This is a genomic window from Bradyrhizobium sp. SZCCT0153 (assembly GCF_018129995.1).
GTDB classification, from domain to species: Bacteria; Pseudomonadota; Alphaproteobacteria; order Rhizobiales; family Xanthobacteraceae; genus Bradyrhizobium; species Bradyrhizobium japonicum_G.
Window position 1 is genome coordinate 60411 of record NZ_JAFCKS010000009.1, and the last position, 23168, is coordinate 83578.

The window sequence follows — 23168 nt, forward strand, 5'->3', positions numbered from 1 at the left end:
AGGGCGATGACGCGCTGCGGCGGCAAGCTCCTGCTGATCGCCGCTGCGCTGCTGCTCGGCGCCTGTCCCGCGACTGCCGAGGACGCGCAGGTCAACACCATCCAGGACATCTTCCGGCATCTGCGCACCTGCTGGAAGCCGCCGCCGCCGGCCAAGGCTCGCCCACTCGACATCACCGTCGTCGTGAGCTTTAACCGGTCCGGAAACATTCTGGGCCATCCGAGGATTACCTATGAATCCGCGGAGGCCTCCGACGATGACCGGCTGCAATACCGGATCGCAGTGATGGAGGCGTTGCAACGTTGCACGCCGATGCCATTTACCGATGCGATGGCCGGCGCCGCCGCAGGGCGTCCATTTACGATCCAGTTCCGTAGCCGGAAGACTTCACCCCCAACGCAAGAGAGACGAGCATGAGCGCCACCGAAAACACATTGATCCTCGAGACCACGCAGGGCCCCGTCACCATCGAGATGCGGCCTGATCTGGCGCCCGGCCATGTCGCGCGCATCAAGGAGCTGGTGCGCGAGGGCTTCTACGACGGCATCGTGTTCCACCGCGTCATCGACGGCTTCATGGCGCAGACCGGCTGCCCGCAGGGCACCGGCACCGGCGGCTCCGGCAAGAAGCTGAAGGCAGAATTCAACAAGGAGCCGCATGTGCGCGGCACCACCTCGATGGCGCGCGCCGCGAGCCCCGATTCCGGCGACAGCCAGTTCTTCATCTGCTTCGACGACGCCCGCTTCCTCGACAACCAGTACACGGTGTGGGGCAAGGTCACCGAGGGCATGGAGAACGTCGACAAGATCAAGCGCGGCGAGCCGGTGCAGAACCCGGACAAGATCGTCAAGGCGCGGATGGCCGCGGACGCGGAATAATTGCTCGCCCCTCATCCTGAGGAGCGCGGAACGCGCGTCTCGAAGGATGAAGGCCCCGCTGCTGCAGCTCGGCTTTCATGGTTCGAGGCGGGCTAAGCGCCTCCTCACCTTGAGGGTTTGACTGTGTGGCGCTGAGCCCGACATGCGCACCGATCTCTTCGATTTCGACCTGCCTGCCGAGCGCATCGCGTTGCGCCCGGCAAGCCCGCGCGACTCCGCGAAGATGTTGGTCGTGGAAGGCGGCGCGCTGCGCGATCAAGCGATCGCCGACCTGCCGCACTGGCTCCGCCCCGGCGACCAGCTCGTCGTCAACGACACCAAGGTGATCGCGGCGCAATTGAAGGGCCGGCGCATCGGCCGCGAGACCGAGCCGAAGATCGAGGCGACGCTGATCAAGCGCATCGACGGCTCGCGCTGGCAGGCGCTGGTTAAGCCCGCCAAGAAACTTGCCGCCGGCGATCGCATCCGCTTCGGCAACGAGGGCAAGGTCTGCCTGCTCGGCCATCTCGACGCCGAGGTCGAGGCCAAGGGCGCCGAGGGCGAGGTGACGCTTGGCTTCTCGTTCCACGGCCCGGCGCTCGACCAGGCGATCGCCGATCTCGGCAGCCCGCCGCTGCCGCCCTATATCGCCTCCAAGCGCACGCCCGACGATCAGGACCTTGCCGACTACCAGACCATGTTCGCGGCGAACGAGGGCGCCGTTGCCGCGCCGACCGCGGGCCTGCATTTCACGCCCGCGCTGGAGCAGGCGCTGCGCGCGCGCGGCGTCGGCCTCAACCGCGTGACGCTGCATGTCGGGGCAGGCACGTTCCTGCCGGTGAAGGTGGACGATACCGAAGGCCACAAGATGCATGCCGAGTGGGGCACGATCTCGGCCGAAACGGCTGCGAGGCTCAACATCGCGCGAAACAACGGCGGCCGCGTCATTGCCGTCGGCACCACGTCGTTGCGGCTGCTTGAAAGCGCCGCGAGCGTGGACGGCACCATCCAGCCGTTTGCGGCCGAGACGTCGATCTTCATCACCCCCGGCTATCGCTTCCGCGCCGTCGACGTGCTGATGACCAATTTCCACCTGCCGAAGTCGACGCTGTTCATGCTGGTGTCGGCATTCTCGGGGCTGGAGACGATGAAGCAGGCGTACGCGCATGCCATCGCGAATGGCTATCGGTTCTACTCGTATGGGGATGCCTGCCTGCTGTTCCGCTCGCAGGATTAGCGCCGCGCCGCCAGGTTCGAGGCATGTTTGCTGTTTCGCAAGTAATTGAGCGTATCGTCGTGCCGATTTGATGGACGATCGAGGTGTTCCCGATGCGGGCGGTTTGCCGGGCGGGGAGGGTTCGCCAGCCGGCGTCGTCGATCAGCTGAGGAACCGCACACTTGCCGAGCCCGGCAACGCCCACCGCAATGGCCCCGTTCACGGAACGAACATTCGTCGCACTCGACGGGTTGCGGGGTATCGCGGCAATCATGGTCGCCCTGCGGCATGCTCCGTTCCTCTGGGACGTCCCGGCCGGGTCGACCGGATGGATGAGGAACAGCTATCTGGCTGTCGATCTGTTCTTCGTTCTGTCGGGCTTCGTGCTGGAGCACGCCTATCGAAAACGCTTCCGCCAGGGGTTGTCGGTCCGGTCTTTCATGCTCGACAGGCTGCAGCGGCTATACCCGTTATACGCTCTGGCGTTCCTCGTCTCCTTGCCTTTCCTCCTCGGGCAATTTGCAGATGGCGTGCCGGATCCGGCGCAAATGATCCTCGGCCTCCTTTGCAGCGCGCTGATGCTGCCGACCCCCAATCCCGGTCATCCCGGCGCCGATCTCTACCCGTTCAACTTCGCCGCCTGGTCGCTGTTCTTCGAGCTTGCGGCAAACCTGCTGTTCGCGGCCTTCGGACCACGGCTCGAGACGAAAACCCTGATCTGGCTCGTCAGCGGCTTCGCGCTTGGCCTTGTGGTCTGCGCCATCACGGGATGGCTCGGGTTCGGCATCGAAGTCGGCAAGCGGGGAGTTCTCGGCGGTGGACCGACCTGGGAAACCATGGGCGCGGGTGTGATCCGGGTCGGGTTCTCGTTCTTTGCGGGGGTCCTGATCTACCGATTCTATGAAAAGGCCCGATTGCCGCCGGCGAGTCCCGGAATGGCAATCGGGGCCTTTGCTCTCGTCAGCGTTGTTCTCGCAACGGGTTTTCCCGGAGGTCTCGATCTCGCGTTGAGCCTGCTCTCCGTCATCGTCGTATTTCCGCTGGCCATCATGATCTGCGCGCGATTTGATCCTCCGAGCGGCGCCTTGACGAATACGATGCAGACCCTCGGACTGCTGTCCTACGGGATCTATGTCCTGCAGGTCGTGACGTTCCATGTGGTGGAGGTCTGCGCGCAGCATCTCGGGACCCGATCCGCAATCGTCGGGCTTGCCGCACTACCGGTTGTCTTGGCGGCGGCGTACGCAGCCACCGTTTTCGTCGACGTTCCAGTCAGGCTTGCGATGAAACAGGCATTGAAGCGGCGCGCGTAGGACAGGCGGACGCTTGGCGCCGCCTGTCCGCTGGTCAACTCACGCCATCACGCGCTGCGGCAAGAGTTCGGCGATCTGCACCGCGTTCAGCGCCGCGCCCTTGAGCAACTGATCCGCCGCCACGAACATCGAGATCGAATGACCCGAGGGATCGCTGAGATCCTTGCGGATGCGGCCGACCAAAACGTCGTCCTGGCCCGAGGCGTCGATCGGCATCGGGAAATAGTTCCTTGCGCGGTCGTCGACCACCTTCACACCGGGCGCCTGCGCCATGATGGCGCGGACCTGGTCCTCGCTGATCGGCTTCTCGCATTCGAAGGTGATGGCCTCGCAATGGGCACGCAATACCGGCACGCGCACGCAGGTGACGCCGATCGCGATCGCCTCGTCCTCGAAGATCTTGCGGGTTTCCTTGATGACCTTGGTCTCTTCGTCGTTGTAGCCGGTCTCGGGATCGATGGCGGTGTTGTGGTTGAACAGGTTGAAGGCGTAGGGGTGCGGCATCACCCTGGGCGTATAGACTTGGCCGTTGAGATTGGCGCGGGTGGACTCGACGAGTTCCTCCATCGCGGCGGCGCCGGCGCCGCTCGCGGCCTGATAGGTCGAGATGATCACGCGCTTGATGCGGTTGTTCTGGTGGATCGGCCACAGCGGCACCAGCGCGGTGATCGCGGCACAATTCGGGTTGGCGATGATGCCCTTGTGATCGCGGATACGCTTGCCGTTGACCTCCGGGATCACCAGCGGCACGTTCGGATCCATGCGGAAGGCGGAGGAGTTGTCGACCACGACGGCGCCGGCCTTGACCGCGAGCGGCGCGAACTTCCTGGAGATGCTGCCGCCGGCGGAAAACAGCGCGATGTCGACGCCGTCCAAGGCGCGCTCGGTCAGCTCCTCGATGACGACGTTTTGGCCACGGAACGACACCGTCTTGCCGGCCGAGCGGGCGCTGGCCAGCGCCTTGAGCTTGCCGACGCGAAAGCCGCGCTTGTCCATGGTGGCGATGAATTCGGCGCCCACCGCACCGGTGACGCCGACAATCGCGACGACGGGATCGTTACTCACATTCTCCTCCATTGCATTGAGATCAAGACAACAAAAAAGCCCCGGACCATCATGGGCGGGGCTTCGGTAGAGCTGATTGCGTTTTAGTCGACGACTATAAGCGCACGCCTCCCCGGGCCCCGAAGGCCGCGGTGGTTTTGGTCGTGCGTTTGGTGGTCGTGATCATGGCGGCGACTTATGGGGGAGAGTTTTGCGCCCGTCAATGGCTTTTCGGCAGGATTGCGGCCGCGCGAGGGACCTGTCGCTATTTGGCCCGGGCGCCCGGCGGCTCCAGGATGACCTCCTTGAGGTCGTCGCCGCTGATCACGACGATCGCGAAATTGAGCCGTCCGCCTTCGCGCACCAGCCCGCCGCTGATTGCCTTGCCCGAGGCCGCGCGTTCGGCGACCCGCACCGCATCGGTAAGCCGTTGCCGGATGGCGCCCAGCGCTGCGAGGTTGCTGCGATCGTCGCCGTCGAGCTCGGCCAAGGGGAGGGCGGCTTCTCCGCCGACGAACTCGCCGGTCGTGGCATTGATGGTGTGGCGCCAGATCCGGTCGTTGTGCAGGGTCTTCACCCGGTAGACCGGCACGCCGGAGGCTCCATCGAAACTCACATCTGCCGTGGTGGCGCCGGTGTGGCGGGCTTCCGCAATCGCCATGGCCTGGCGGATCGAGATCGACGAGCTGCGGAAGCGTTCGATCTCTCGGCTGACAGCCTGGCGATCCGCTTCGGCATCACCATCTGTGTCGCTGTGAAGCGTGGTCGGCGTGCCCGCGGTGACGATCGCCCGCGCCGGCGCCGCAACAAGGAGCGCAGACAAGCTGATCGCCAGCAACGGCAAGGTCCATCGTTTGGTTGGCTTCATGTTCGAAACCTCCGACCGGCTCGCTGGCCCGATCATCCGAAAGAAGTCGCGGCCGACCTTGGGCATCGGCCGGCCGCGGAACGTCGCTACGGGCTGCACCCGGTGCGGCGATCAAGCGGTGCGGACCTCTTGGGGCTGGTGAAAAAGCGGTCCGTATCGCCCTATAACTAAACCATACCGTATCGTTTTATTTAGGTCAATCGTGCGGGCATGTCCCTCCGGGGAATAGGGCGCAACCTCACGGAATTGTCAGCGGGACTGGCGCCGCCGCGGCGTGCCCTTGGCCGCGTCCCGGACGCGGTCCGCAGGTCCAATCGCACCGGCCAGGAACAGCTTGATCGCAGCCCGCATCCGCTTTTCCGCGGGCTTCAATTCGAGCGCCGTTCCGAACGTCGCCATGCGATGGGTGTGACCGACGACGACGTCGAGGAAAACTTCCGCCGCGATAGTGGTGTCGTCGACGTCGAGCGCGCCTTGCGCCGCCAGTTGGTCGAAGAAACGCGCCGTGGTGGCGACGGCCTTGAGCCAGCCTTCCTCCTTGCCCAGCTTGGCCACGTCGGGGAAGTTGATGGCTTGTGACGTCATCATGCGGCTGAAGGCGACGGCATCGGGACCGCAGGTGAATGTCAGCATCTCGCGCCCGATCTCGACCAGCCGCTGCTCGACGGAAATGTCCGAGCCGCTGGAGAGCTGCGTCTCGGCGGCTGCCGACAGCGGCGCAAGCCACCGCGCGATCTCGCGCCTCAGCACCGCCGCGAACAGGCCACGCTTGTCGCCATAACGGGAATAGACGGTCGGCTTGCTCACCCGCGCCGCTTCGGCGACTGCATCGAGCGAGGTCGCGTCGAAGCCGCGGTCCAGGAACAGGCGGGTCGCGACCTCGATCAGGCGCTGATCGCGCTCGATCGCGGCGGTTTTGGTCGGCCGGCCGCCGCGCGATTTAGGCACCTCGCGCCGCGGCGCAGCCGCTCTTGTCCTGGTCGCAGTCAATCCCATGCCCAATGATTCCTGCGCGGTCGTGACATCAGTCATTGCTCTATAACGCGCAGCAACCGGGGCGTCATGGCGAATCTGGCCGAATTGGCCGCATCTTCAACGGTTTTCGCATGGCGTCGTTCCGTCGCGACAGATCACGGAAGTGTCGAAGTCCAGGCCTGGCCCGAAGCCGCCTTCTCGTATCCGTACTGATAAAGCGCCCGCATATAGGCGGTGTCGAATCCTTCCGAAGGCGCCGCCGGATAGTCGCGCGCGATGTAGGAGAGGTGGAATCCCAGGTGGTTGCGCTTGGCGAAATCATAGGTCGAGAAGATGATCGAACGGGTCTGCGACTGGGTGATCGACGACAGGCTGCGTGAGGCGACGTCGATGGTGCTGTTGGAGACGAGCTCGAAGTTGCGTTCGATCTTCTTGTTGACGAGGATGTAGATGTCCATCCTCGCATTGCCGGGCAGGCGACTGCCCTGGAACAGCAGGGCTTCAGGCAATGTCAGCACTGGGGCCGTCACGCCGCCGTCGACGTGCATCTCCTGAAACTTGCGGCCCTGGCCTTCGGCGTCGATCATGATGGGCGGAAACACCAGGGGTATGCTGGCGGAGGCCGCCATCACGTCGCGAAACAGCTTGAGCGCCTCGGGCGTGCCGACCGCTGCGATCTTGCCCATGTCCCAGATCGCGGTGCGCTGGGTGTCTAGATCGGTGGTGACGACCAGCAGCCGTCGGCCCTTGGCATATTCGCGCGCGACCTGAGCCAGGATCTCCGGCCCGACATAGCGCGCAACGAGCTCGCGCAGCCGAGTGTTGCCGAACAGGCCGGAGCCAAACAGGACCCGCATGATGCTGGGGTCGTTCAGCAGGCTCTCGGCGATGCCGCTGGTGTAGACGTCTTTCAGCGTATCGTCGTATTGCGGACCGAGAAACGCAAAGGGCGCGATCAGGCCGCCGGTGCTGACGCCGGAGACAACGGAGAAGGTCGGGCGGGTGCCGGCCGCACTCCAGCCGCTGAGCACGCCGACACCGTAGGCGCCGTCGGCTCCCCCGCCGGAGAGCGCCAGATAGCTCCTCGTCGCCGGAAAGCTGAATTTCGTGATGGGCTCGTCGGCGTAGCGCCTCAAGCCGTCGATATCGAGCACGCGCGAATTGCCGGCATCGGCCGCAGTGTAGGGCGTCCGCGGCAACGTCGTGCAGGCGCCCAGCGCAAGGCTGCACGCGAGGAGCTGGAATGCGATCAGGCGGGCGCCTGTTCGCCTGATCCAGCCAGGCAGGTGGCCGGACGCGTCAGTCGAACTCGAAGGGGAGGGCATCGTCGGTGGCTGGCGATCACGCTTGTACCGCCGCCGGCAACCTTGCCGCGGCAGCTCGTCCGGCCCCACGGATAAAACTACACTGTATCGTTCTGTTTAGCAAGCGCGGGGGCGCTTCTGGGCTCGTCGATTGTGTCCCGGTATGAGGCACAAGCCGGCCGCAGCATCGCCTGAGCGGGTTGATCGGCTTCCTCCGACACGCAATAAGCACCGCCATGAATCGCCCTGACACCGATCTGCCCAATCATTTCGAACTGCTTGCCACCGATGGCGCCGCGCGCACCGGGCGCCTGACCACGCCGCACGGCGTCGTGCGCACGCCCGCCTTCATGCCGGTCGGAACCGCCGGCGCCATGAAGGGCATGCACTGGCGCGAGGTGCGCGAGGCCGGTGCCGACATCGTGCTCGGCAACACCTATCATCTGATGCTGCGTCCCGGCGCCGAGCGGATCGCGGCGCTCGGCGGCTTGCAGCGGTTCACCGGCTGGAACGGGCCGATGCTGACGGATTCCGGCGGCTTCCAGGTGATGTCGCTGTCGGACCTGCGCAAGGTGACCGAACATGCCGTGACCTTCCGCTCGCATATCGACGGCGCCAAGGTCGAGCTGTCGCCGGAGCGCTCGATCGAGGTGCAGCGCTTTCTCGGCTCCGATATCGCCATGCAGATGGACGAATGCGTGCGGCTGCCGGCCGAGCGCGCCGACATCGACCGCGCGATGCAATTGTCGCTGCGCTGGGCCGAGCGCAGCAAGCGTGCCTTCGAGAGCGCGCCCGACGGCTATATGCTGTTCGGCATCGTGCAGGGGGGCGACGTGCCGCAGCTTCGCCATGCCAGCGCCGAAGGACTCGTCGCGATCGGCTTCCATGGTTACGCGATCGGCGGTCTCGCCGTCGGCGAGCCGCAGGCCGTGATGCTGGCAATGATCGACGAGACCGCGCCGCTGCTGCCGCGAGAGCGACCGCGCTATCTGATGGGCGTCGGCACACCCGACGACATCCTCGAAGCGGTCAAGCGCGGCATCGACATGTTCGACTGCGTGATGCCCACGCGCAATGGCCGGCATGGGGTTGCCTTCACGCGCTTCGGCCAGGTCAATCTGCGCAACGCGCGCCACGCCGACGATCCGCGTCCGCTCGATGACGAGAGTTCCTGGCCGTCGGCGCGCAATTACGCGCGCGCCTATTTGCACCATCTCGTGAAGGCGGGCGAGACGCTGGGAGCGATGCTGCTGTCCGAAATCAATATCGCCTACTACCAGTTCCTGATGCAGGGCATCAGGGACGCGATCGCGCACGGAACGTTCGAGCAGTTCTATCAGCGTACGCGTGAAGACTGGGCGAGGGGCGACATCGCCCCGCGCTAGCTAGAGCGTCGCAGGCGTCAGTTGCACACGAGGCGCTGCTTGACCATGTGCTTCGTCACGAAGCCATAGCCGCAATTGTCGCACGTCCAGAGGTAGCTGATCATGTGGTCCGACACATATGCAGACGCTTCGGCGGCGACCATGGAGTCGGCGCAGACGGGGCACGTGGGCAACTCGCTACAACGCGGATCGCGCTGGTGTGCGACGGTCGACAACACTTCAGCGACTGCTGACATCGTGGTGACCTCCCTGCTTTGAGACGTAAGTCTAACATAAACAGAATCAGTTGACGAGGTCGCAACACAAATGCGTTGGTTTTCTGATAATTAATGCTCACGCGATTTTGCGATGCAGCGTATTTAACATGTGCCCCATTGCCGCTTGCGTGTCGCCGCCAGCTGTCCGTAACTGCGCAAGGGCCACGATAGAAGCGCGAATTGTTGCCAGAGGGAGTTGATCATGGACGCATCGTCCAACAGGGGTGCGGCGCACCAACCAGGTCGCGGCCGAATTTATGACTCGATCGTCGAGGCTTTTGGCGACACGCCGATCGTTCGGTTGCGACGGCTGCCGGGCATGCACGGCGTGAACGCGACGATTTTGGCAAAACTTGAATATTTCAACCCGGCCGCCAGCGTGAAGGATCGCATCGGCGCCGCCATGATCATCGCGATGGAGAAGGCCGGCATCGTCAAGCCCGACACCGTCCTGATCGAGCCGACCTCCGGCAACACCGGCATCGCGCTGGCCTTCGTCGCGGCGTCACGGGGGTATCGGCTCAAGCTGGTCATGCCGGAATCGATGTCGATCGAGCGGCGGAAGATGCTGGCCTTTCTCGGCGCCGAGCTGGTGCTGACGCCCGCCGCGCAAGGCATGAAGGGCGCGATCGCGACGGCTGAAGAGTTGTTGAAGACGACACCGAATTCGGTGATGCCGCAGCAGTTCAAGAACCTCGCCAATCCCGAGGTGCATCGCCGCACCACGGCAGAGGAGATCTGGAACGACACCGCCGGTACCATCGATTTCTTCGTCGCCGGCGTCGGCACCGGCGGCACCATCACCGGGGTCGGCCAGGTGCTCAAGCCGCGCAAACCCTCGCTGCGCGTGGTCGCGGTCGAGCCTGAGGAGAGCCCGGTGCTCTCCGGCGGCCAGCACACACCGCACAAGATCCAGGGCATTGGCGCCGGCTTCGTCCCCGACATTCTCGACCGCGCCGTGATCGACGAGATCGTGAAGATCAACTCGACGACGGCGATCGAGACCTCGCGCGCGCTGGCGCGGCATGAGGGCATTCCGGGCGGCATCTCGTCTGGCGCGGCGATCGCGGCGGCCCTCGAGATCGGCAAGCGGCCGGAAGCTGCGGGAAAGACCATCCTGGCTATAGTGCCGTCTTTCTCCGAGCGGTATCTTTCGACGGCTCTGTTTGAGGGAATCTAGGACATGGCGGATCAACCACCGAGGCGGCCGCGCACGCTCGGCGATGCCAGGACCGAAGCCGAGGCGGCGTTCAAGAAGGTGACGGCCAAGGTCGCTGCGGCGCCGCTGAAGCAGAACGTGGCGCCAGGCATCAAGGAGCAGGTCACGCTGCGCATCGACCAGGACGTGCTCGAGTTCTTCCAGGGGGGCGGTCCCGGCTGGCAGGATCGCATCAACGATGCGCTGCGCAAGGCGGCGGGGAAGTAGGGGCTCTTTCTGGAGCACACACGGTCCTCATCCTGAGTAAGACCGCGGAGCGGTCGTCTCGAAGGATGACCACTGGAGAGGCAGGGGTCTTCATGGTCTGAGACGGCGCACTGCGCCTCCTCACCATGACGGGCGGAAAGAGAAAAAGCCCGGCGTAAGCCGGGCTTTTGCGTCTTTGGATCTGGCCTTGCGCCTCAGCGGCGGAACATGCCGCCCATCATGCCGCCGACGACACCGCCGACGAAGGCCGCGCCGGCATCGCCGCCGCCGTTGTGACGGGGGGCCGGGGCGCCCTGGGCCTGTGCGGGGGCACGTCGGGCCGGCTTCGCGCTCTCATCGCTCGCCGTGGCCGGCGCGGCCACGATCTCGGAGAGCAGAGCCTTGTGCTGGAGCTTGTTCAGGTAGCCCGTCGACGGATAGCCGCGGGCGGCCTGCCAGCGCTTCAGCACCGTGCGGGTATCCTCACTGAAGGCGCCGGTGACCTTGGTGTCGAAGCCGAGACCGGTCAGACGGCGCTGCACGTCGCGGCGCTGGCCCTTGTCGAGGCCGATCTGGTCCTCGGTGAGCTGGCTCGCATCGTCGGTGAAGGTGGCGGGGTCGACACCAGCGTTCAGGTTTCGGGTCGTCGTCGACGGGCCGCTCTTGACCGCGGCGAGCCGCGCCAGCGCCAGCGCCTTGAACTGACCGTTCGGGTAGGCGGAGAGGTAGGCGTTGAGCTCTTCCGGCTTGTTGCTCTCCTTGACCGAGCGCCAGTATTCGAGCTCGACACCATCCGAGCTGCTGGTCGCCGCCGGCACGACACCCGCGGCCGTCGGCGCCGCATTGGCAACCTGGGTGGTCGGGGCCTGGTTGAGATAGACCGCGCCGATCAGGTTGGTGTGGCCCCAGGGCAGCTGGCCCTTGTGGGTCTCCTCATTGACCTGGGCGCGCACCGACGTCATCGCCTGCTGGATCTCGACACCGGGCTTGGTGATGTTGTCGATCAGAGCGCGGGTGAACGGGCTGTTGTTGCCCTCCTGGCCGTCGAGCGCGGTCTGGCCGGGTCCGGTGGCGAATGCGATCAGCGTGCCTTCGCCCGACTTCATCTCGGCAAGACCGCTCTGCACGTTGACGCTGCGGGTCGCGGAGTTCGACTTGATCTTGGCGGCGAACGGATTGTCGCGGCAGGCGTCGAGGAAGACGAGCTTGACCTTGGCATCGCCCATGGTCTGCTCGAGCGTCAGGTCGATGTTGATGGCGGCCCCTAACTTGACGTCCATCTCCGACTTGATGTCGGCGTCGACGGGCAGGAGGTAGTTGCTGCCGCCGACGGCGATGCCGTGGCCGGCATAATAGAACACCGCGACGTCGGAGCCCTGCGCCTTGCGGCCGAAGTCCAGCAGCTTCTCCGTCATCTGGTCGCGGGTGAGGTTGGATCCCTCGATCACCTCGAAGCCGACATTGCGCAACGTCGCCGCCATCGCCTTGGCGTCGATCGGCGGGTTCGGCAATTGCGCGACGTTTTTGTAGGTACCATTGCCGACGACGAAAGCCACACGGCGGTCGGCCTTCGCGGCGCTGACCGACAGTGCCATGCACATCAGCGAAGCGAGGAGGGTGAGAGTGCGCATCTGAAATCCCCAACAGAATCGAATTGCAGGCAGCAACAAATTGGCCGCAAACCTACACGAAATCGCCCGGCTCCGTGCAAGCAAAACGACCGCAACCCGTTGCTTGGCGGCCGAGTGTTGCACGATGGAATGCTCCTCCAACGTGATCCAAATCACGCTCGACCACTTGTTTTGTCGCGCGAGGCCGCGCGCGGGTTCACTGCGCGCGTGCAGTAACCGGGCCGGCCGGCTTCAAATTCAGGAGGTTGCCGAACAGGATCAGCGCGGCGCCGAGCACGGTCCAGCCGTCGAGCCGTTCTGAATACAGCAGCCAGCCGGCTGTCGCGGTGAGAGGAACCCGCAGGAAGTCCATCGGAACCACCACCGTCGCGTCGGCATAACGCATCGCGCTGGCAAGGCAATAATGCGCGAACGTGCCGCAGACCGAGATCACCGCCACCCAACCCCAGACATAAGTCGGCGGCCAGGCCCAGACATAAAGCGCCGGCAGGAAGCCCGCGACCGACTGCACCACCAGCATCCAGAACAGGACCGCCAGCGCACTCTCGGTGCGGGTGAGCGATTTGACCAACGCCATGGACACGCCGAAGCCGACCGCCGCGCCGAGCGCGATCAACTGGCCCTGATTGATCTCGCCGGTCGCGGGCCTCACGATGACGATCACGCCGACGAGGCCGAGCACGATCGCAGCGATCTTCCACGATGTCATGCGCTCGGACAGGAAGCTGGCGGCGAGGATCGCGGTCCAGATCGGCATCGTGAACTCGATCGCCACCACCTGGCCGATCGGAATCAGCGTCAGCGCAAAGAACCAGCCGAGCTGCGAGACGTAGTGGATCAGGTTGCGCGCGATGTGCTGCGGCAGGCGACCCGTCCTGAGCGTCCCGAAGCCGCCGGCGCGCCGGATCATCGGATAGAGCATGCAGAGGCCGAGCAGCGAGCGCACTTCCATGACCTGGAAGACGTTCATCACGCGCACAGCCTCGCGCCCCGCGACCGCCATCACCAGTGTCAGCGACAGCCAGCCAGCCATCCACAATGCAGCCATCGATTTGGACGGAGGAGTGGTCATTGGCGCGGAATGCGGAAGGAAAGAGGGGCGTTGGAGGGGAGGCTGGTATCCGCGACATCAATTGGGTTTGCAACGGCCAAAACTGCGGATGCAGCGATGCGCCGGTGCGTGCTAAGGGAAGGTCAACGAGCGAAACGGGAGAAACAGCTCATGCACATCCTGCAGCCGGCCGAGTGGACGAAACCGCGCGGCTTTTCCCATGGCGTTGTGGTCGAAGGACCGGGCCGGTGGGTGGTGCTGGCCGGACAGACCGGCGGCGACGAGACCGGCAATTACGCGACTGACATGGCGGGGCAGGTGACAACCGCGCTGAAGCGGATCATCAAGCTGCTCGCCGAAGCCGGAGCCGGCCCGGAGCACATCGTCCGCCTGACCTGGTACCTGACCAGCCGCAGCGAATACGAGGCCGCCGGCGCCGGTATCGGCGCGGGCTGGAAGGAAACGCTGGGACGCAATTTCCCGCCCTCGACCTTGCTCTATATCGGCGGCCTCGTGGACGAGCGCGCCAAGGTCGAGATCGAGGTCACGGCATTCGTGCCGAACGCATAAAAAAATCGATCCGGCGGGGGCACCGGATCGATTGTCATGTGGCTGTAGCCGCCTAGCGCGACATCGAGATGTTGGCGCCGCGGAACTGGCTGTCCGCGCGCATCGTGACAGTTTGCTTGTTGCCGCTCGTCCTCAGCGCGATGTTGGCATTGAAGCCCGCAGCGGAGGCGACCACCTCGAAGCTCCCACCACCGCCGCGGCCCTGGAGCGAGCCGCTGATGTTCCGGCTGGCTTCAGACCAGCTACCGGTGATGGCGCTGCCCTCGGCCTTGACGTTGGCTCCGAGGTTGAACTTGTAGGCGTCGCTGGCGCAGGTCAACGACATCTCCATGGTCGGTCCGATCGGAGCGTATTTGGCCCGGCAGCGAATCCGCTCGGTCGAGCCGTCATCCAGAGTGACGGTTCCCGAGCCGCTCCAGCTGCCCGCCATGGGAGCGAACGGGCCGGACTGAGCCTTGCTCTCGGAGCCGGCAATCCCGGCCACAAACAGAACGGCGACCGCGATCAGCAGCCGCCGGCTTAGGACGCTGGTCCCGAATTTCTTATTGGCGCGATGCTTCCCACCGCCCGCTGCACGGTATGCCTGCAGATGCTCCATTCCACTTCCCCGATCCGGCGTTGCCGCTGAGTTGACCGTTGGCATATGCACCATTGATCGAAACTTTCACAAGACCCCCGCTGCCGATGGTGCCGGAAACGTTAGCGCCGGGAGCGGTGATCTTGCCGTCGGCGACCGTCAGCAAGGAACTCGCGGTCGGCTCGCATGTGCCGCTCTTGGTGACGATGGTGACCTGCCAGTTGCCGTCGTAAGGGGTCTGGGCAAAAGCGGGAGCGGCGAAGGCAACAATTGAGGCGGCACAAAACGCCGCGATGCGGGCAAAACGCATGAATTCCGTCCTTGAATCTGTCTGATATGGTGACGCTTATTCGGGCGAAATGTGACGGAAATTTGTTGCAATGCCAAATTGAAAATTGTTCCTGTGGAAACAATGGTTTATTTGTGTTCCGGCCGCAATTTTCGAAGCAGAATCAAAGCGCCCTGACGTTAAGGGTAAACGTCAGGACGGAGACTCAGGACCGGGGCTCAAGACAGGGGCTCAGGACAGGCTTGGCGCCGAGGTCGCGAACTGCTCGTCCTGAGCCTTGGACGGGAGCGCCTTGTGGACCTTGGCATAGTCGATCACGTCGGCCAGCAATTTGAGCCCGAGCGGAGCGAGCGCGCGCTCCCATAGCTCCCGCGCAGTCTCGCCCTTCTTGACGAAGCACCATTCCTGGGCGGCGATGGCGCCGGCATCCATGCGGTCGGCGAGGTGATAGATCGTGCCGCCGGCGATCGGATCGCCTTCCTTGATGGTCCATTCCACGGCGGCTTTGCCGCGGTGCCTCGGCAGCAGCGAGGGGTGATAACCGATCCCGCCCAGCTTCGCCGCGGCGAGCGCGTCCTTGCCGATCCGGGCGTGGCTGTGCGCAGTGACGATCAGATCGGTGTCGGGGGCGATCTCGGCCGCCACCACCAGCTTGGGGTTGGCCTGCACCACGACTTCGATGCCCGCCGCCTTGGCGGTCGCGGCAAGTCGATCCTCGGGGTCGGCTACCACGACGCGCACAATCGAGACGCCGTGCTCCCGGAGCATGTTCAGGGTGGTCACGCCGAAATGGCGGGAGCCGACGAGGGTAATGCGCATGGGTATCCGATCCGTCTCGCAACTGCGTCTTCACCCGATAACACGTCGGTACGTCCTGTCACCACCCGGGCGGCGTTTGCGCCGGTTATCAACAATGCGCCGGGCGCCGAGCACGGTGAATTCCGCGATTGCGGAGCTGGCCGATCCGGTGCTTCCATGCGCGCATGGCACCGGCTTGGAGCGGGCGGATGCGGAGCGCGTGGTTTTTCCTTGTGGCGACCCTGATCGCGGCAGCTCCCGCCCGTGCCGGCGGGCCGTACCCGGCGGTGCCGCCCGAGACCGGGGTGGCGCCCTTCATCGGCCCGACCTGGGAGGCTCATCGCTGCGCTGACGGGCCGGTGATCAATTTCTATCACGGCGCCTATTACGGCGAGGAGCCGCCGGCGCTCTATCGCGGCTACGCCTACAGGCCGTATTACCGCTACAGTGCCTATCGGAGGCTGCCGCGTAAGTATTTCTGCGTCACTGACTAGCGTTGCCGGGCTGCCACGGTCGGATGGCAATTGAGTGAATGAGCGGTTCCTGTGTCTCGTTTTTAACAGATCGATCCCTGGTTTGCGCTAGAACGTGCACCAACCGGGGCTGGCGACATTTCAATCCGCATCCGTTTTCGAACCCGGGTTTGGCCGCTGGCGTGATCGCCAGCGGCTTTTTCGTGCCCGGCGATCACGAAATCATCCGACGGTAACACGATCTCAACCTGCCTGGCGTATCGACGAATCCGTCGCGGATTAGTATTGCGTACCGCGACACCGAAATCGTCCCGCCGGCGTGGGTGCGCCGTGCGGGCTTTTTCGCCGGGACGGATTTCATGCCGAGCGCGATTGAGCAGATCGTCGACGTCTATGTCCGACTGAAGAACCGGCGCGGCCTCGATCAACTGATGATGCACCGGCAGCGGCTCGCGGTCGACCTGAAGAGCAGGTCAGGCTATGATTTCAGCCTGCCAATCGGCCAGATCGACGAGGAGATCGCGATCATCGAAGCCGGTCTCAGCCGGCTCAAGGCCGGCGATGCCGACGCGAGCGGCGCCGTCGGCTCAATTTGACGCTCAGTCGCGCCGGCCGCCGTCGATGACGGTGAACAACGGCCGCGCCGGGGTCGGCTCGACCAGCAATTCCTCCACCAGCGCGGTCGCCGCATCGACATATTTGCGCGTCGGCTTGTCGAGTTCGCGTTTTGCCTCGTCGTCGAGCGCAATCTTCGCAGCCTCGACCAGCTTGCGCATCCGCACCGCATGGTCGTCGCCCGCCGTCAGCGTCGCGCGGGCCAGCGAGCGCAGCACGAACAGCTCGCCCTCGAGGCGGAGCAGACGGTCGTTGAGCCTGGTGAGGACGGCGTTGAGGTCGGCCATGGCGGGTGTTCGCTGCGGAAGATCCATCCTGATCTAGCGGCGATCGGTGAACGGAATCCAAATGACATCAGCGCAATTGGGGCGATCCGCCGGTCAGGCTCGCGCGCCCGTACGATCCCGCCGAAGCCTACCATCCGACTCCGGCCCAGCGACGGCCGAACACGGGCGGCTTGGTCTTCACCGCTTCCCAGCCGAAGAAATGATGCTTGCCGGACCAGGTGTGCACCACGCCGCTGCAGATGCTGCATTTGAAACTGCCGGAATGGGCTTCGGCATGCTCTTCCCTCGTCGCGGTGTAGTTCATGCTGCAACCGGTGCAGGTGAATTCTTCGATCGTCCAGATGCTGTTGGCCATTGCACAGACTGTTTTTGGGGACCTTCATTCACGGTAGGAGCGGGCCTTTGCAACGGCGTAAACCGGCGCAGGGAAATCCGGTTAACGGGCGTTAGCCAAGCCTGCCTCCTTCGCGGACCATGCGGGAGCCGCGCCAAGGCGAGCGCCCGTCAGTCCAATTCGCGCCGCCGGTCGGTCCAAGCGCGCGCCTGATCCGGCCGCTAGATTTCACCTCGGTTGCCTCGGTCGGAAGGCGCATCATTGGGGGTGAAGTCATGGGAAAGAAACTTGTACTGACGGCTGCGCTGCTGTCGCTGGCAACGCCGGCATTCGCTGCGGATATCATCGCGCCCGTGCCGGTGAAGGCACAGGTGCCCGCGCCGATCTTCAGCTGGACCGGCTTCTACATCGGCGCGCATGGCGGCGGTGCCTGGAGCAAGTGGACCGGCATCGATCCGACCGATCCGGCTGCCGTCTGGAGCTCCGTCACGGCCAGCGGCGGCATCGTCGGCGGCCAGTTCGGCGGCAATTACCAGATCAGCAATTTCGTGGTCGGCCTCGAAGGCACCGGTGCGTGGTCGAGCGTCACGCTGAACACAGGCGGGCCGTTCGGCGGCGGCGCCGGCTTCAACCTGTCGCTCAAGAACGACTACATCGCAACGGTTGCCGGACGCTTCGGCGTCGCCTTCGACCGCGTGCTGCTCTACGCCAAGGGCGGCGCGGCCTTCACCCGCGACAGGTACAGCGCCGATAACGGCCTCGCCGGTGCTCTCGCCGGCTCCGCCTCGGGCAGCTTCAACCGCACCGGCTGGCTCGCCGGAGGCGGCGTCGAATGGATGTTCATACCGAACTGGTCGGTGAAGGCCGAATACAATTACATGGGCTTCGGCACCATCACCGAGCAGCCGGTGACGACGGGCAATCTGGCGGCGACGCCGGCGAACGTGAAGCTGAACATCCAGACCGGAACGGTCGGCGTGAACTACCACTTCTAGCCACGCCGGCGCTGCCGCAAGATTAATCGCCGGTCCGGCTGCTCAGCATGTCCCGGTCGATGCACATCTGCACACGCCTGATGGCGAGCAGCGACAGCCTGCCTTGCACACGCCCGGAGCGAACCCGCGCCCCGACCGCATAGGCATAGCGCCAATAGCCAGGTGCGGCGTTTCGCGTCAGGGAAAAGTGGATGCCGCGGTGAATTCCCGCATGTGCGTCAAGCTCTTTGTGACGGCGCCCCATCGTCTAGCAATGCGGGATGGCCCGATACGTTCCTGGCCGCCGGCTCGGGCGGGCCCTGTCGCCTTGACGCGGGAGGCACGGCTGGCAATAACGCTAGGCCTCGCAAGCGCCGGCGCGTTCATGCCGCAAGGAAAGCTGTGCCCGTGAAAAGTCTCCGCCAGCTCCTGACCGGAGAGGACATCATCCAGCTCGTGATCCGGGTCGGCCTGCTCGGCCTTTTGATCATCTGGACCTTCCTGATCATCCGCCCGTTCGTGCCGATCCTGGCCTGGAGCGGCGTGCTCGCGGTGGCGTTCTACCCCGCTTTCAGCTGGGTCGCCAAAGTCCTCGGCGGCCGGCCCAAGACTGCTGCGGCGATCCTGACCCTGATCACGCTCGGCATCGTCATCGGCCCTGCGACCTGGCTCGGCATCAGCGCGGTGGATGGCGTGCGTGAGCTGGCGCGCCAGCTCGGCACCGGCGACCTCGCGCTCCAGTCGGCGCCGGAGCAGCTCAAATCGTGGCCGCTCGTCGGCCCGTGGCTCTATGACCTCTGGGAGCAGGCCTACAACAACATCCGCGCGGTGCTGCGCGAGGTCGCGCCCTATCTCCAGCCGCTGGCCGGACCACTGCTCTCGCTCGCGGGCGATGCCGGCGTCGGCACCCTCCAGTTCCTGGTCTCGGTGTTCGTCGCCGGCTTCTTGTTTCCGCACGGGCCGCGGCTGGTTGCGGCCGGCCGCGGCTTCCTGTTTCGCATCGTGCCCGAGCAGACTGAGCATTTCCTCGGGCTCGCGGGTGCGACCATCCGCGCCGTGGCGCAGGGCGTGATCGGCGTCGCGATCGTGCAGGCACTGCTCGCCGGCATCGGCTTCAAGCTCGCGGCCGTGCCGAGCGCAGGCCTGCTCGCCTTCATCGTGCTGCTGCTCTCGATCGTGCAGATCGGCGCCTTCCTGGTGCTGCTGCCGGTGATCATCTGGATATGGACCGCCAAGGACGTCACCACGGCGCTGCTGCTCACCGTGTTTCTCGTCCTCGTCGGCTTCCTCGACACCATGTTGAAGCCGCTCGTCATGGGGCGCGGCCTGACGACGCCGACCATCGTGATCTTCGTCGGCGTGATCGGGGGCACGCTCGCCCACGGCATCGTCGGCCTGTTCATCGGGCCGATCATCCTGTCGGTGGCATGGGAGATGATGATGGCCTGGATCAGGACGGAGGACCGGGCCGAGGCGGAGGCGCGGACGGGGGAGGGCTGAGCTGCCCGCGCGGGCTGTGATCAACGCCCCGGCCGAACTTGTCTATTCAGCTAGACAAGTTACGATAGGTTAGATTCTGTTCGAGCCTACGATTGTAATGGCGAAGTCTTCCAAGCTGGTTGCAGCGAAGCGCGGCAAGGTATTGTTGGTCAGACGCCGGTCGGACGGCCTGTGGATGTTCCCGGGCGGCCGCAAGCGTGCGCGCGAGTCCGACAAGGACTGCCTGCGGCGGGAGATCAAGGAAGAGCTGCCCAAGCTGAAGCTCGGCCGCATCAGCCTCTGGAAGGAGGTAACGGCCAGGAACAAGCGCTCCGGCCGCAAGATGAGCGACGCGATCTTCATCGCCAAGGGCGCCAAGGGAAGACTCGCGATCGGTGACAAGAACGAGATCGACCGGGCTGCGTGGCAGAAGCCGCGCGGCATCCGCCTGACGCCGACCTCGCGCTACATCCGCGACCGCCTGTTTCCGAGGAAACCGCGTCGGCGCGGGTGAGCTGGAGCGTTTAGTCTTCGTCTGCGTCCTTTGCCGACGACTCCGTCCGTCCGTCGTATGATCGGGAGGCATTGCTGCGTGATTTGGGCGCGGACGCCATGGTCATTTCGGTCTCGCGCTGCTCCTTGCGAGCCTTGCGCGCGCGCTTCATCGCCGCCTTGACCTGAGGGTTCGGCGAATCCTCCGCGAAGAAGAGCACCACCTCGCAGCTCGGACATTGCCTGGAGTAGCCGTCCTGCAACCGCCCGGCGCGGTCGCGGAATACGGTCTTGCAGCGCTGGCACTGAATCTGGATGAAACTCATGCGCCGCCGAAAATGATAGATGGAAATGGAGCATCAGGTGATCCCAAATGTCTGAAGAAAGCCTGAATGGTTCCGCCAATTCACCATCGGGTTCGCCGCGCCCGATGCGGATGCGCCGGAGCCGCTCGCAAAAGCCGCACGGTGAGGCGTCATCAGGCCGCCGCAACAGGCGACGGGATCAGCCCGTCAGAACCGCCCGATCGGTCGCTATTGCTTGGCCGCTATCGTGTCCAGGCAATGGTTGAGAAAGGCGGTGCGGTCCCTCGGCAGCACCTTCTCGAGATCGGCCTTCAGCGCGCATTCGCGCTGCTTGATCTGCTCGGCGCGCCGCTTCTCGGCCGCCTCGCGGTATTCGGGAGCAACCTTGTTGGGATCGACGAGGGCTTGGGAGCGCGCGGGGGCTGTCACGGCGAGTGCAATGGCGACGACCATAATGAGCTGTTTCAAATGAGCCTCCGTAAAAAGGCTCATGCTAGCGCGAGCGCTGCGAGGGCTCAAACGCTAAGTGCGATGAGGCGACCGATGGCGCAATGCATCCGGGCCGCGTCGCTGTGGGCTTGGCGGAGCTGGAATCGGCGACTTGAAGTTGATCAAGCCAGGCCCGTCACTTCACGGCGTGGTCGATCTTGTGTCCCAGATGCCCGGTGTCGTGATCGCGGCGCAACTGGCTCAACGACGTCTCGTTCAGCTGAAGCAGGACCTCGTTGAGCTCAGTCGCATCCGGATAGCCGGCCGCAAAACCCTTGCCGTAGATCTTGCGCAACGTGCCGACCAGCGTGTTGCCATGCTTCTTGCCGATCGCGCCATCCTTGTCCCGATGGCGACCATCCAGGCCCGATCCCTTCATGTGCCTCTCCCTGTGCGGCGTCTTGAGCGCCTGAAGCGAACGTGCTCCCAAACGAGTTGATTGGCAACGATGCAGCGCGTTGCGTCGCACTCGCATCCCTTGGCCGTGAAACCGCGTCAGATCGGGGTGCGACGGTTGGCGTATCGTGGCTGTGGAAAGATCGGCGCAGGATTGTGAACCAGTTCACACGCGATCTCCGGGGCCGCCGCTATAAAGGCTCCATTGCTTTACCGATTGATATTTGAAAACGCCCCAGCGCTGCCACCAGGCGCTGGGGTTTTCATTTTGATCGCCGCAAAGCCCAGACTTCAACGCCCGGATTTCGCGAAGCGCGATCTGATCGGCGGGTGGTGGCTTCCGAATAGCGGAGGCGGGGCGGCTAGGCTGCTTGCTCCTCGAACGAGGTGTAGACCCGGCCATTTGGATCAACGATCTGAACGTCCCGGCACCCGTCCTCGACAAGCTCTCTTGCCTTCTTGAGGGCGGCCGCGAGTGACAGCCGCTTCAGGCTGACCGCGCCTGCCGTGTCGAAACCGCTGATTTCAAACATGCCGCTCCCTCCTGTTTTGGCGAATCCTACACCTTTTTGGGGCGTTGTCTGCGGCTTTGTCGCGCCTCGAAGCAGGCTGCCCGCATGACCAGTTCCAGCGCATGGACCCCGTAATCGGCCGGGGTGGCTGGAGACGCCGGGCGGCTACGTCGCTAACGTGGAATTAATCCGAAATGCTCACAATTTTAGGCAGTTGTAGGTGGGTGCTGCGTAGAGGAGCCGTCGCTAGGACGTTCCGGCGTCGGCTTCCTTTTGCTCGCTCATTTGAGGTCAATGCACATGACCACGACACCGGAAGCGCAAGGCATCGTCGAACAATTCGACCCCGTAGCACTCGCACTCGCCGCCGCACCCGAAACTGCAGCGCCGGAAGCAGCAGTCCCGGTCGAGCGGTCCAGCCGGAAATCGGTCCTGGCACTGTCGGTGTGTGCCCTGGCCATCAACGGAGCGGCCGCCATCTACACATTGCCGTCTGATTTCGCGTCGCTGAATGTCGGAAGTCTGGCTGAACTGCTTCCGCGCGGGGAAGCTTCCGTGCCTAAACCGGATCCGGTTGTCGCTGCCTTGAAGGATATTCAGTCGGCCCAGCAGCAACACACGGCTTCGCTGCAGGAGAACAATTACTTAGCGCAGCAAAATGCAGCTGTTCGGCAGCAGGATACAATGGTGCTGCTGTCTCTGCGACAGAGCATTACGGACGAGCGGGTCGATGTGAGGAAGATCTCCTCGCAGCTGTCCACGCTCATCGCGAAGGTCGACTCGCTGCAAACTACAATGATGTCGGACGTCACGTCCTCCATCCGAAGAGCGCATGCTCGCTATGGACTGTCTGCGGCGATTCGCAAACGGATGGCGCGGCAGCCGAAAGCTATCGGGCCGGTTTCGGTCGGCGGAGCGCCGCTGAGTGTGCCGGTCGCGGCGTCGGCTCCGGAGAGTTGAGGACGCGTCGAGCAAATCGGCGGAGTTGGTTTCGACGAAATGGGCTTGGCCGAGTGACTTCAGTCACTCGCGGCGTGGTCGATCCCGCGCCAAATGCCCGGTGTCGTGATCGCGACGAAACCAAGGAATTTTGGTGAGCGCGCTGGGGCTCGAACCCAGGACCCCGTGATTAAAAGTCACGTGCTCTACCGGCTGAGCTACGCGCTCCCATGGCCGCTGATGGCATTCAAGATCGATCGCCATCGTCTTCGGACATTCGAGAAGCATGTCTTGCCGCTGCGCTGAAGCTCGCGTCGCGGGGAAAACCGGCTG

30 protein-coding genes and 1 tRNA gene are annotated in these 23168 nt (G+C 64.4%); 14 read left to right on the forward strand and 17 right to left on the reverse strand.

Annotated elements, in window-relative coordinates; translation table 11 throughout:
- The first annotated feature begins 6 nt into the window (after positions 1-6).
- From JQ572_RS29555 to JQ572_RS29570, 4 genes are all read left to right on the forward strand, one after another.
- Positions 7-417, forward strand: coding sequence for a hypothetical protein (locus JQ572_RS29555; protein WP_211386356.1), 411 nt, complete (start codon positions 7-9; stop codon positions 415-417).
- The gene (locus tag JQ572_RS29560; RefSeq protein WP_028144513.1) at positions 414-878 is read left to right on the forward strand and encodes a peptidylprolyl isomerase; all 465 of its coding nucleotides are present in this window, start codon (positions 414-416) and stop codon (positions 876-878) included. The genes JQ572_RS29555 and JQ572_RS29560 overlap by 4 nt, the downstream gene beginning before the upstream one ends.
- 142 nt (positions 879-1020) lie before the next feature.
- The gene (gene queA, locus JQ572_RS29565) at positions 1021-2094 is read left to right on the forward strand and encodes a tRNA preQ1(34) S-adenosylmethionine ribosyltransferase-isomerase QueA (RefSeq protein WP_211386357.1); all 1074 of its coding nucleotides are present in this window, start codon (positions 1021-1023) and stop codon (positions 2092-2094) included.
- Between the two features lie 188 nt (positions 2095-2282).
- Positions 2283-3386 carry an acyltransferase family protein gene (locus JQ572_RS29570; protein WP_256806913.1) on the forward strand — a complete coding sequence of 368 codons (1104 nt, stop codon included), beginning with the start codon at positions 2283-2285 and terminating at the stop codon, positions 3384-3386.
- A 39-nt stretch (positions 3387-3425) separates the two neighbouring features.
- On the opposite strand, the gene JQ572_RS29575 is transcribed toward JQ572_RS29570, so the two are convergent.
- The 4 genes from JQ572_RS29575 to JQ572_RS29590 form a co-directional block, all read right to left on the reverse strand.
- Positions 3426-4463: an aspartate-semialdehyde dehydrogenase gene (locus JQ572_RS29575; RefSeq protein WP_211386359.1), complete on the reverse strand. Its 1038-nt coding sequence runs from the start codon at positions 4461-4463 to the stop codon at positions 3426-3428.
- 232 nt (positions 4464-4695) lie between these two features.
- Entirely contained in the window at positions 4696-5298 is a 603-nt protein-coding gene (locus JQ572_RS29580) for a PepSY domain-containing protein (protein WP_211386498.1), read from the reverse strand.
- A 249-nt stretch (positions 5299-5547) separates the two neighbouring features.
- On the reverse strand, positions 5548-6294 hold the full coding sequence (locus JQ572_RS29585) for a TetR/AcrR family transcriptional regulator (protein WP_211386360.1): 747 nt from the start codon (positions 6292-6294) through the stop codon (positions 5548-5550).
- A gap of 134 nt (positions 6295-6428) precedes the next feature.
- Positions 6429-7598: a patatin-like phospholipase family protein gene (locus tag JQ572_RS29590; protein WP_211386361.1), complete on the reverse strand. Its 1170-nt coding sequence runs from the start codon at positions 7596-7598 to the stop codon at positions 6429-6431.
- A gap of 215 nt (positions 7599-7813) precedes the next feature.
- On the opposite strand from JQ572_RS29590, the gene tgt reads away from it, so the two are divergent.
- Positions 7814-8962, forward strand: a complete 1149-nt coding sequence (gene tgt, locus JQ572_RS29595) for a tRNA guanosine(34) transglycosylase Tgt (RefSeq protein ID WP_211386362.1) — start codon at positions 7814-7816, stop codon at positions 8960-8962.
- 17 nt (positions 8963-8979) lie between these two features.
- Here tgt and JQ572_RS29600 read toward each other — a convergent pair whose 3' ends face one another.
- The gene (locus JQ572_RS29600) at positions 8980-9198 is read right to left on the reverse strand and encodes a hypothetical protein (protein WP_211386363.1); all 219 of its coding nucleotides are present in this window, start codon (positions 9196-9198) and stop codon (positions 8980-8982) included.
- Positions 9199-9421: 223 nt separating this feature from the next.
- On the opposite strand from JQ572_RS29600, the gene cysK reads away from it, so the two are divergent.
- Both cysK and JQ572_RS29610 read left to right on the forward strand, forming a co-directional pair.
- Entirely contained in the window at positions 9422-10399 is a 978-nt protein-coding gene (gene cysK / locus JQ572_RS29605; RefSeq protein WP_211386364.1) for a cysteine synthase A, read from the forward strand.
- 3 nt (positions 10400-10402) lie between these two features.
- Positions 10403-10645, forward strand: coding sequence for a BrnA antitoxin family protein (locus JQ572_RS29610; protein ID WP_211386365.1), 243 nt, complete (start codon positions 10403-10405; stop codon positions 10643-10645).
- A 194-nt stretch (positions 10646-10839) separates the two neighbouring features.
- Here the strand turns inward: JQ572_RS29610 and JQ572_RS29615 are convergent, their stop codons facing one another.
- On the reverse strand, positions 10840-12255 hold the full coding sequence (locus JQ572_RS29615; RefSeq protein ID WP_211386366.1) for a caspase family protein: 1416 nt from the start codon (positions 12253-12255) through the stop codon (positions 10840-10842).
- A 196-nt stretch (positions 12256-12451) separates the two neighbouring features.
- Positions 12452-13327: a DMT family transporter gene (locus JQ572_RS29620; protein ID WP_211386367.1), complete on the reverse strand. Its 876-nt coding sequence runs from the start codon at positions 13325-13327 to the stop codon at positions 12452-12454.
- 150 nt (positions 13328-13477) lie between these two features.
- Between JQ572_RS29620 and JQ572_RS29625 the strand changes: the two genes are divergently transcribed.
- Entirely contained in the window at positions 13478-13876 is a 399-nt protein-coding gene (locus tag JQ572_RS29625) for a RidA family protein (protein WP_211386368.1), read from the forward strand.
- Between the two features lie 52 nt (positions 13877-13928).
- Here JQ572_RS29625 and JQ572_RS29630 read toward each other — a convergent pair whose 3' ends face one another.
- From JQ572_RS29630 to JQ572_RS29640, 3 genes are all read right to left on the reverse strand, one after another.
- Complete coding sequence (locus JQ572_RS29630) at positions 13929-14474, reverse strand: hypothetical protein (protein ID WP_211386369.1); 546 nt, start codon at positions 14472-14474, stop codon at positions 13929-13931.
- Positions 14419-14763 (reverse strand): hypothetical protein, encoded by a 345-nt coding sequence (locus tag JQ572_RS29635; RefSeq protein WP_211386370.1) that lies wholly within the window; start codon positions 14761-14763, stop codon positions 14419-14421. Before JQ572_RS29635 ends, JQ572_RS29630 begins: the two co-directional genes overlap by 56 nt.
- A gap of 210 nt (positions 14764-14973) precedes the next feature.
- Complete coding sequence (locus JQ572_RS29640; RefSeq protein ID WP_211386371.1) at positions 14974-15561, reverse strand: formyltransferase family protein; 588 nt, start codon at positions 15559-15561, stop codon at positions 14974-14976.
- A 188-nt stretch (positions 15562-15749) separates the two neighbouring features.
- On the opposite strand from JQ572_RS29640, the gene JQ572_RS29645 reads away from it, so the two are divergent.
- Together JQ572_RS29645 and JQ572_RS29650 are read left to right on the forward strand one after the other, a co-directional pair.
- Positions 15750-16034 carry a hypothetical protein gene (locus tag JQ572_RS29645; protein WP_211386372.1) on the forward strand — a complete coding sequence of 95 codons (285 nt, stop codon included), beginning with the start codon at positions 15750-15752 and terminating at the stop codon, positions 16032-16034.
- Between the two features lie 338 nt (positions 16035-16372).
- On the forward strand, positions 16373-16609 hold the full coding sequence (locus JQ572_RS29650) for a hypothetical protein (RefSeq protein WP_211386373.1): 237 nt from the start codon (positions 16373-16375) through the stop codon (positions 16607-16609).
- Between the two features lie 3 nt (positions 16610-16612).
- Here the strand turns inward: JQ572_RS29650 and JQ572_RS29655 are convergent, their stop codons facing one another.
- Together JQ572_RS29655 and JQ572_RS29660 are read right to left on the reverse strand one after the other, a co-directional pair.
- A complete protein-coding gene (locus JQ572_RS29655) occupies positions 16613-16915 on the reverse strand; it encodes a hypothetical protein (protein ID WP_027534614.1) in 303 nt (100 codons plus the stop codon).
- A gap of 127 nt (positions 16916-17042) precedes the next feature.
- Positions 17043-17270 carry a hypothetical protein gene (locus JQ572_RS29660; RefSeq protein WP_211386374.1) on the reverse strand — a complete coding sequence of 76 codons (228 nt, stop codon included), beginning with the start codon at positions 17268-17270 and terminating at the stop codon, positions 17043-17045.
- Positions 17271-17524: 254 nt separating this feature from the next.
- On the opposite strand from JQ572_RS29660, the gene JQ572_RS29665 reads away from it, so the two are divergent.
- The 3 genes from JQ572_RS29665 to JQ572_RS29675 all read left to right on the forward strand — a co-directional run bounded on the left by JQ572_RS29665 (position 17525) and on the right by JQ572_RS29675 (position 20216).
- Entirely contained in the window at positions 17525-18244 is a 720-nt protein-coding gene (locus JQ572_RS29665) for an outer membrane protein (RefSeq protein ID WP_211386375.1), read from the forward strand.
- A 381-nt stretch (positions 18245-18625) separates the two neighbouring features.
- Positions 18626-19723, forward strand: a complete 1098-nt coding sequence (locus tag JQ572_RS29670) for an AI-2E family transporter (protein ID WP_211386376.1) — start codon at positions 18626-18628, stop codon at positions 19721-19723.
- Positions 19724-19820: 97 nt separating this feature from the next.
- Positions 19821-20216: an NUDIX hydrolase gene (locus tag JQ572_RS29675; protein ID WP_211386377.1), complete on the forward strand. Its 396-nt coding sequence runs from the start codon at positions 19821-19823 to the stop codon at positions 20214-20216.
- 10 nt (positions 20217-20226) lie between these two features.
- On the opposite strand, the gene JQ572_RS29680 is transcribed toward JQ572_RS29675, so the two are convergent.
- The 4 genes from JQ572_RS29680 to JQ572_RS29695 form a co-directional block, all read right to left on the reverse strand.
- Positions 20227-20520 (reverse strand): hypothetical protein, encoded by a 294-nt coding sequence (locus tag JQ572_RS29680; protein WP_211386378.1) that lies wholly within the window; start codon positions 20518-20520, stop codon positions 20227-20229.
- Positions 20521-20727: 207 nt separating this feature from the next.
- Entirely contained in the window at positions 20728-20952 is a 225-nt protein-coding gene (locus JQ572_RS29685; RefSeq protein ID WP_372703104.1) for a hypothetical protein, read from the reverse strand.
- Positions 20953-21124: 172 nt separating this feature from the next.
- Positions 21125-21367, reverse strand: coding sequence for a hypothetical protein (locus JQ572_RS29690; protein ID WP_211386380.1), 243 nt, complete (start codon positions 21365-21367; stop codon positions 21125-21127).
- Between the two features lie 379 nt (positions 21368-21746).
- Positions 21747-21917 carry a hypothetical protein gene (locus JQ572_RS29695; protein ID WP_211386381.1) on the reverse strand — a complete coding sequence of 57 codons (171 nt, stop codon included), beginning with the start codon at positions 21915-21917 and terminating at the stop codon, positions 21747-21749.
- A 273-nt stretch (positions 21918-22190) separates the two neighbouring features.
- On the opposite strand from JQ572_RS29695, the gene JQ572_RS29700 reads away from it, so the two are divergent.
- Positions 22191-22856: a hypothetical protein gene (locus JQ572_RS29700; protein WP_211386382.1), complete on the forward strand. Its 666-nt coding sequence runs from the start codon at positions 22191-22193 to the stop codon at positions 22854-22856.
- Between the two features lie 131 nt (positions 22857-22987).
- On the opposite strand, the gene JQ572_RS29705 is transcribed toward JQ572_RS29700, so the two are convergent.
- A tRNA-Lys gene (locus JQ572_RS29705) sits at positions 22988-23063 on the reverse strand.
- Positions 23064-23168 lie beyond the last annotated feature (105 nt).

What these genes read in the sequence shown, in the direction of transcription:
- JQ572_RS29665 (WP_211386375.1), top strand. Translation starts at nt 17,525, where the DNA reads ATGGGAAAGAAACTTGTACTGACGGCTGCGCTGCTGTCGCTGGCAACG.
- JQ572_RS29660 (WP_211386374.1), bottom strand. Translation starts at nt 17,270, where the DNA reads ATGGCCAACAGCATCTGGACGATCGAAGAATTCACCTGCACCGGTTGC.
- JQ572_RS29555 (WP_211386356.1), top strand. Translation starts at nt 7, where the DNA reads ATGACGCGCTGCGGCGGCAAGCTCCTGCTGATCGCCGCTGCGCTGCTG.
- JQ572_RS29655 (WP_027534614.1), bottom strand. Translation starts at nt 16,915, where the DNA reads ATGGCCGACCTCAACGCCGTCCTCACCAGGCTCAACGACCGTCTGCTC.
- JQ572_RS29700 (WP_211386382.1), top strand. Translation starts at nt 22,191, where the DNA reads ATGCACATGACCACGACACCGGAAGCGCAAGGCATCGTCGAACAATTC.
- JQ572_RS29650 (WP_211386373.1), top strand. Translation starts at nt 16,373, where the DNA reads ATGCCGAGCGCGATTGAGCAGATCGTCGACGTCTATGTCCGACTGAAG.
- JQ572_RS29630 (WP_211386369.1), bottom strand. Translation starts at nt 14,474, where the DNA reads ATGGAGCATCTGCAGGCATACCGTGCAGCGGGCGGTGGGAAGCATCGC.
- JQ572_RS29590 (WP_211386361.1), bottom strand. Translation starts at nt 7,598, where the DNA reads ATGCCCTCCCCTTCGAGTTCGACTGACGCGTCCGGCCACCTGCCTGGC.
- JQ572_RS29575 (WP_211386359.1), bottom strand. Translation starts at nt 4,463, where the DNA reads ATGGAGGAGAATGTGAGTAACGATCCCGTCGTCGCGATTGTCGGCGTC.
- JQ572_RS29695 (WP_211386381.1), bottom strand. Translation starts at nt 21,917, where the DNA reads ATGTTTGAAATCAGCGGTTTCGACACGGCAGGCGCGGTCAGCCTGAAG.
- JQ572_RS29570 (WP_256806913.1), top strand. Translation starts at nt 2,283, where the DNA reads ATGGCCCCGTTCACGGAACGAACATTCGTCGCACTCGACGGGTTGCGG.
- JQ572_RS29585 (WP_211386360.1), bottom strand. Translation starts at nt 6,294, where the DNA reads ATGGGATTGACTGCGACCAGGACAAGAGCGGCTGCGCCGCGGCGCGAG.
- JQ572_RS29690 (WP_211386380.1), bottom strand. Translation starts at nt 21,367, where the DNA reads ATGAAGGGATCGGGCCTGGATGGTCGCCATCGGGACAAGGATGGCGCG.
- JQ572_RS29645 (WP_211386372.1), top strand. Translation starts at nt 15,750, where the DNA reads ATGCGGAGCGCGTGGTTTTTCCTTGTGGCGACCCTGATCGCGGCAGCT.
- JQ572_RS29640 (WP_211386371.1), bottom strand. Translation starts at nt 15,561, where the DNA reads ATGCGCATTACCCTCGTCGGCTCCCGCCATTTCGGCGTGACCACCCTG.
- JQ572_RS29610 (WP_211386365.1), top strand. Translation starts at nt 10,403, where the DNA reads ATGGCGGATCAACCACCGAGGCGGCCGCGCACGCTCGGCGATGCCAGG.
- JQ572_RS29560 (WP_028144513.1), top strand. Translation starts at nt 414, where the DNA reads ATGAGCGCCACCGAAAACACATTGATCCTCGAGACCACGCAGGGCCCC.
- JQ572_RS29600 (WP_211386363.1), bottom strand. Translation starts at nt 9,198, where the DNA reads ATGTCAGCAGTCGCTGAAGTGTTGTCGACCGTCGCACACCAGCGCGAT.
- cysK (WP_211386364.1), top strand. Translation starts at nt 9,422, where the DNA reads ATGGACGCATCGTCCAACAGGGGTGCGGCGCACCAACCAGGTCGCGGC.
- JQ572_RS29580 (WP_211386498.1), bottom strand. Translation starts at nt 5,298, where the DNA reads ATGAAGCCAACCAAACGATGGACCTTGCCGTTGCTGGCGATCAGCTTG.
- queA (WP_211386357.1), top strand. Translation starts at nt 1,021, where the DNA reads ATGCGCACCGATCTCTTCGATTTCGACCTGCCTGCCGAGCGCATCGCG.
- JQ572_RS29615 (WP_211386366.1), bottom strand. Translation starts at nt 12,255, where the DNA reads ATGCGCACTCTCACCCTCCTCGCTTCGCTGATGTGCATGGCACTGTCG.
- tgt (WP_211386362.1), top strand. Translation starts at nt 7,814, where the DNA reads ATGAATCGCCCTGACACCGATCTGCCCAATCATTTCGAACTGCTTGCC.
- JQ572_RS29685 (WP_372703104.1), bottom strand. Translation starts at nt 20,952, where the DNA reads ATGGTCGTCGCCATTGCACTCGCCGTGACAGCCCCCGCGCGCTCCCAA.
- JQ572_RS29675 (WP_211386377.1), top strand. Translation starts at nt 19,821, where the DNA reads ATGGCGAAGTCTTCCAAGCTGGTTGCAGCGAAGCGCGGCAAGGTATTG.
- JQ572_RS29620 (WP_211386367.1), bottom strand. Translation starts at nt 13,327, where the DNA reads ATGACCACTCCTCCGTCCAAATCGATGGCTGCATTGTGGATGGCTGGC.
- JQ572_RS29625 (WP_211386368.1), top strand. Translation starts at nt 13,478, where the DNA reads ATGCACATCCTGCAGCCGGCCGAGTGGACGAAACCGCGCGGCTTTTCC.
- JQ572_RS29635 (WP_211386370.1), bottom strand. Translation starts at nt 14,763, where the DNA reads ATGCGTTTTGCCCGCATCGCGGCGTTTTGTGCCGCCTCAATTGTTGCC.
- JQ572_RS29680 (WP_211386378.1), bottom strand. Translation starts at nt 20,520, where the DNA reads ATGAGTTTCATCCAGATTCAGTGCCAGCGCTGCAAGACCGTATTCCGC.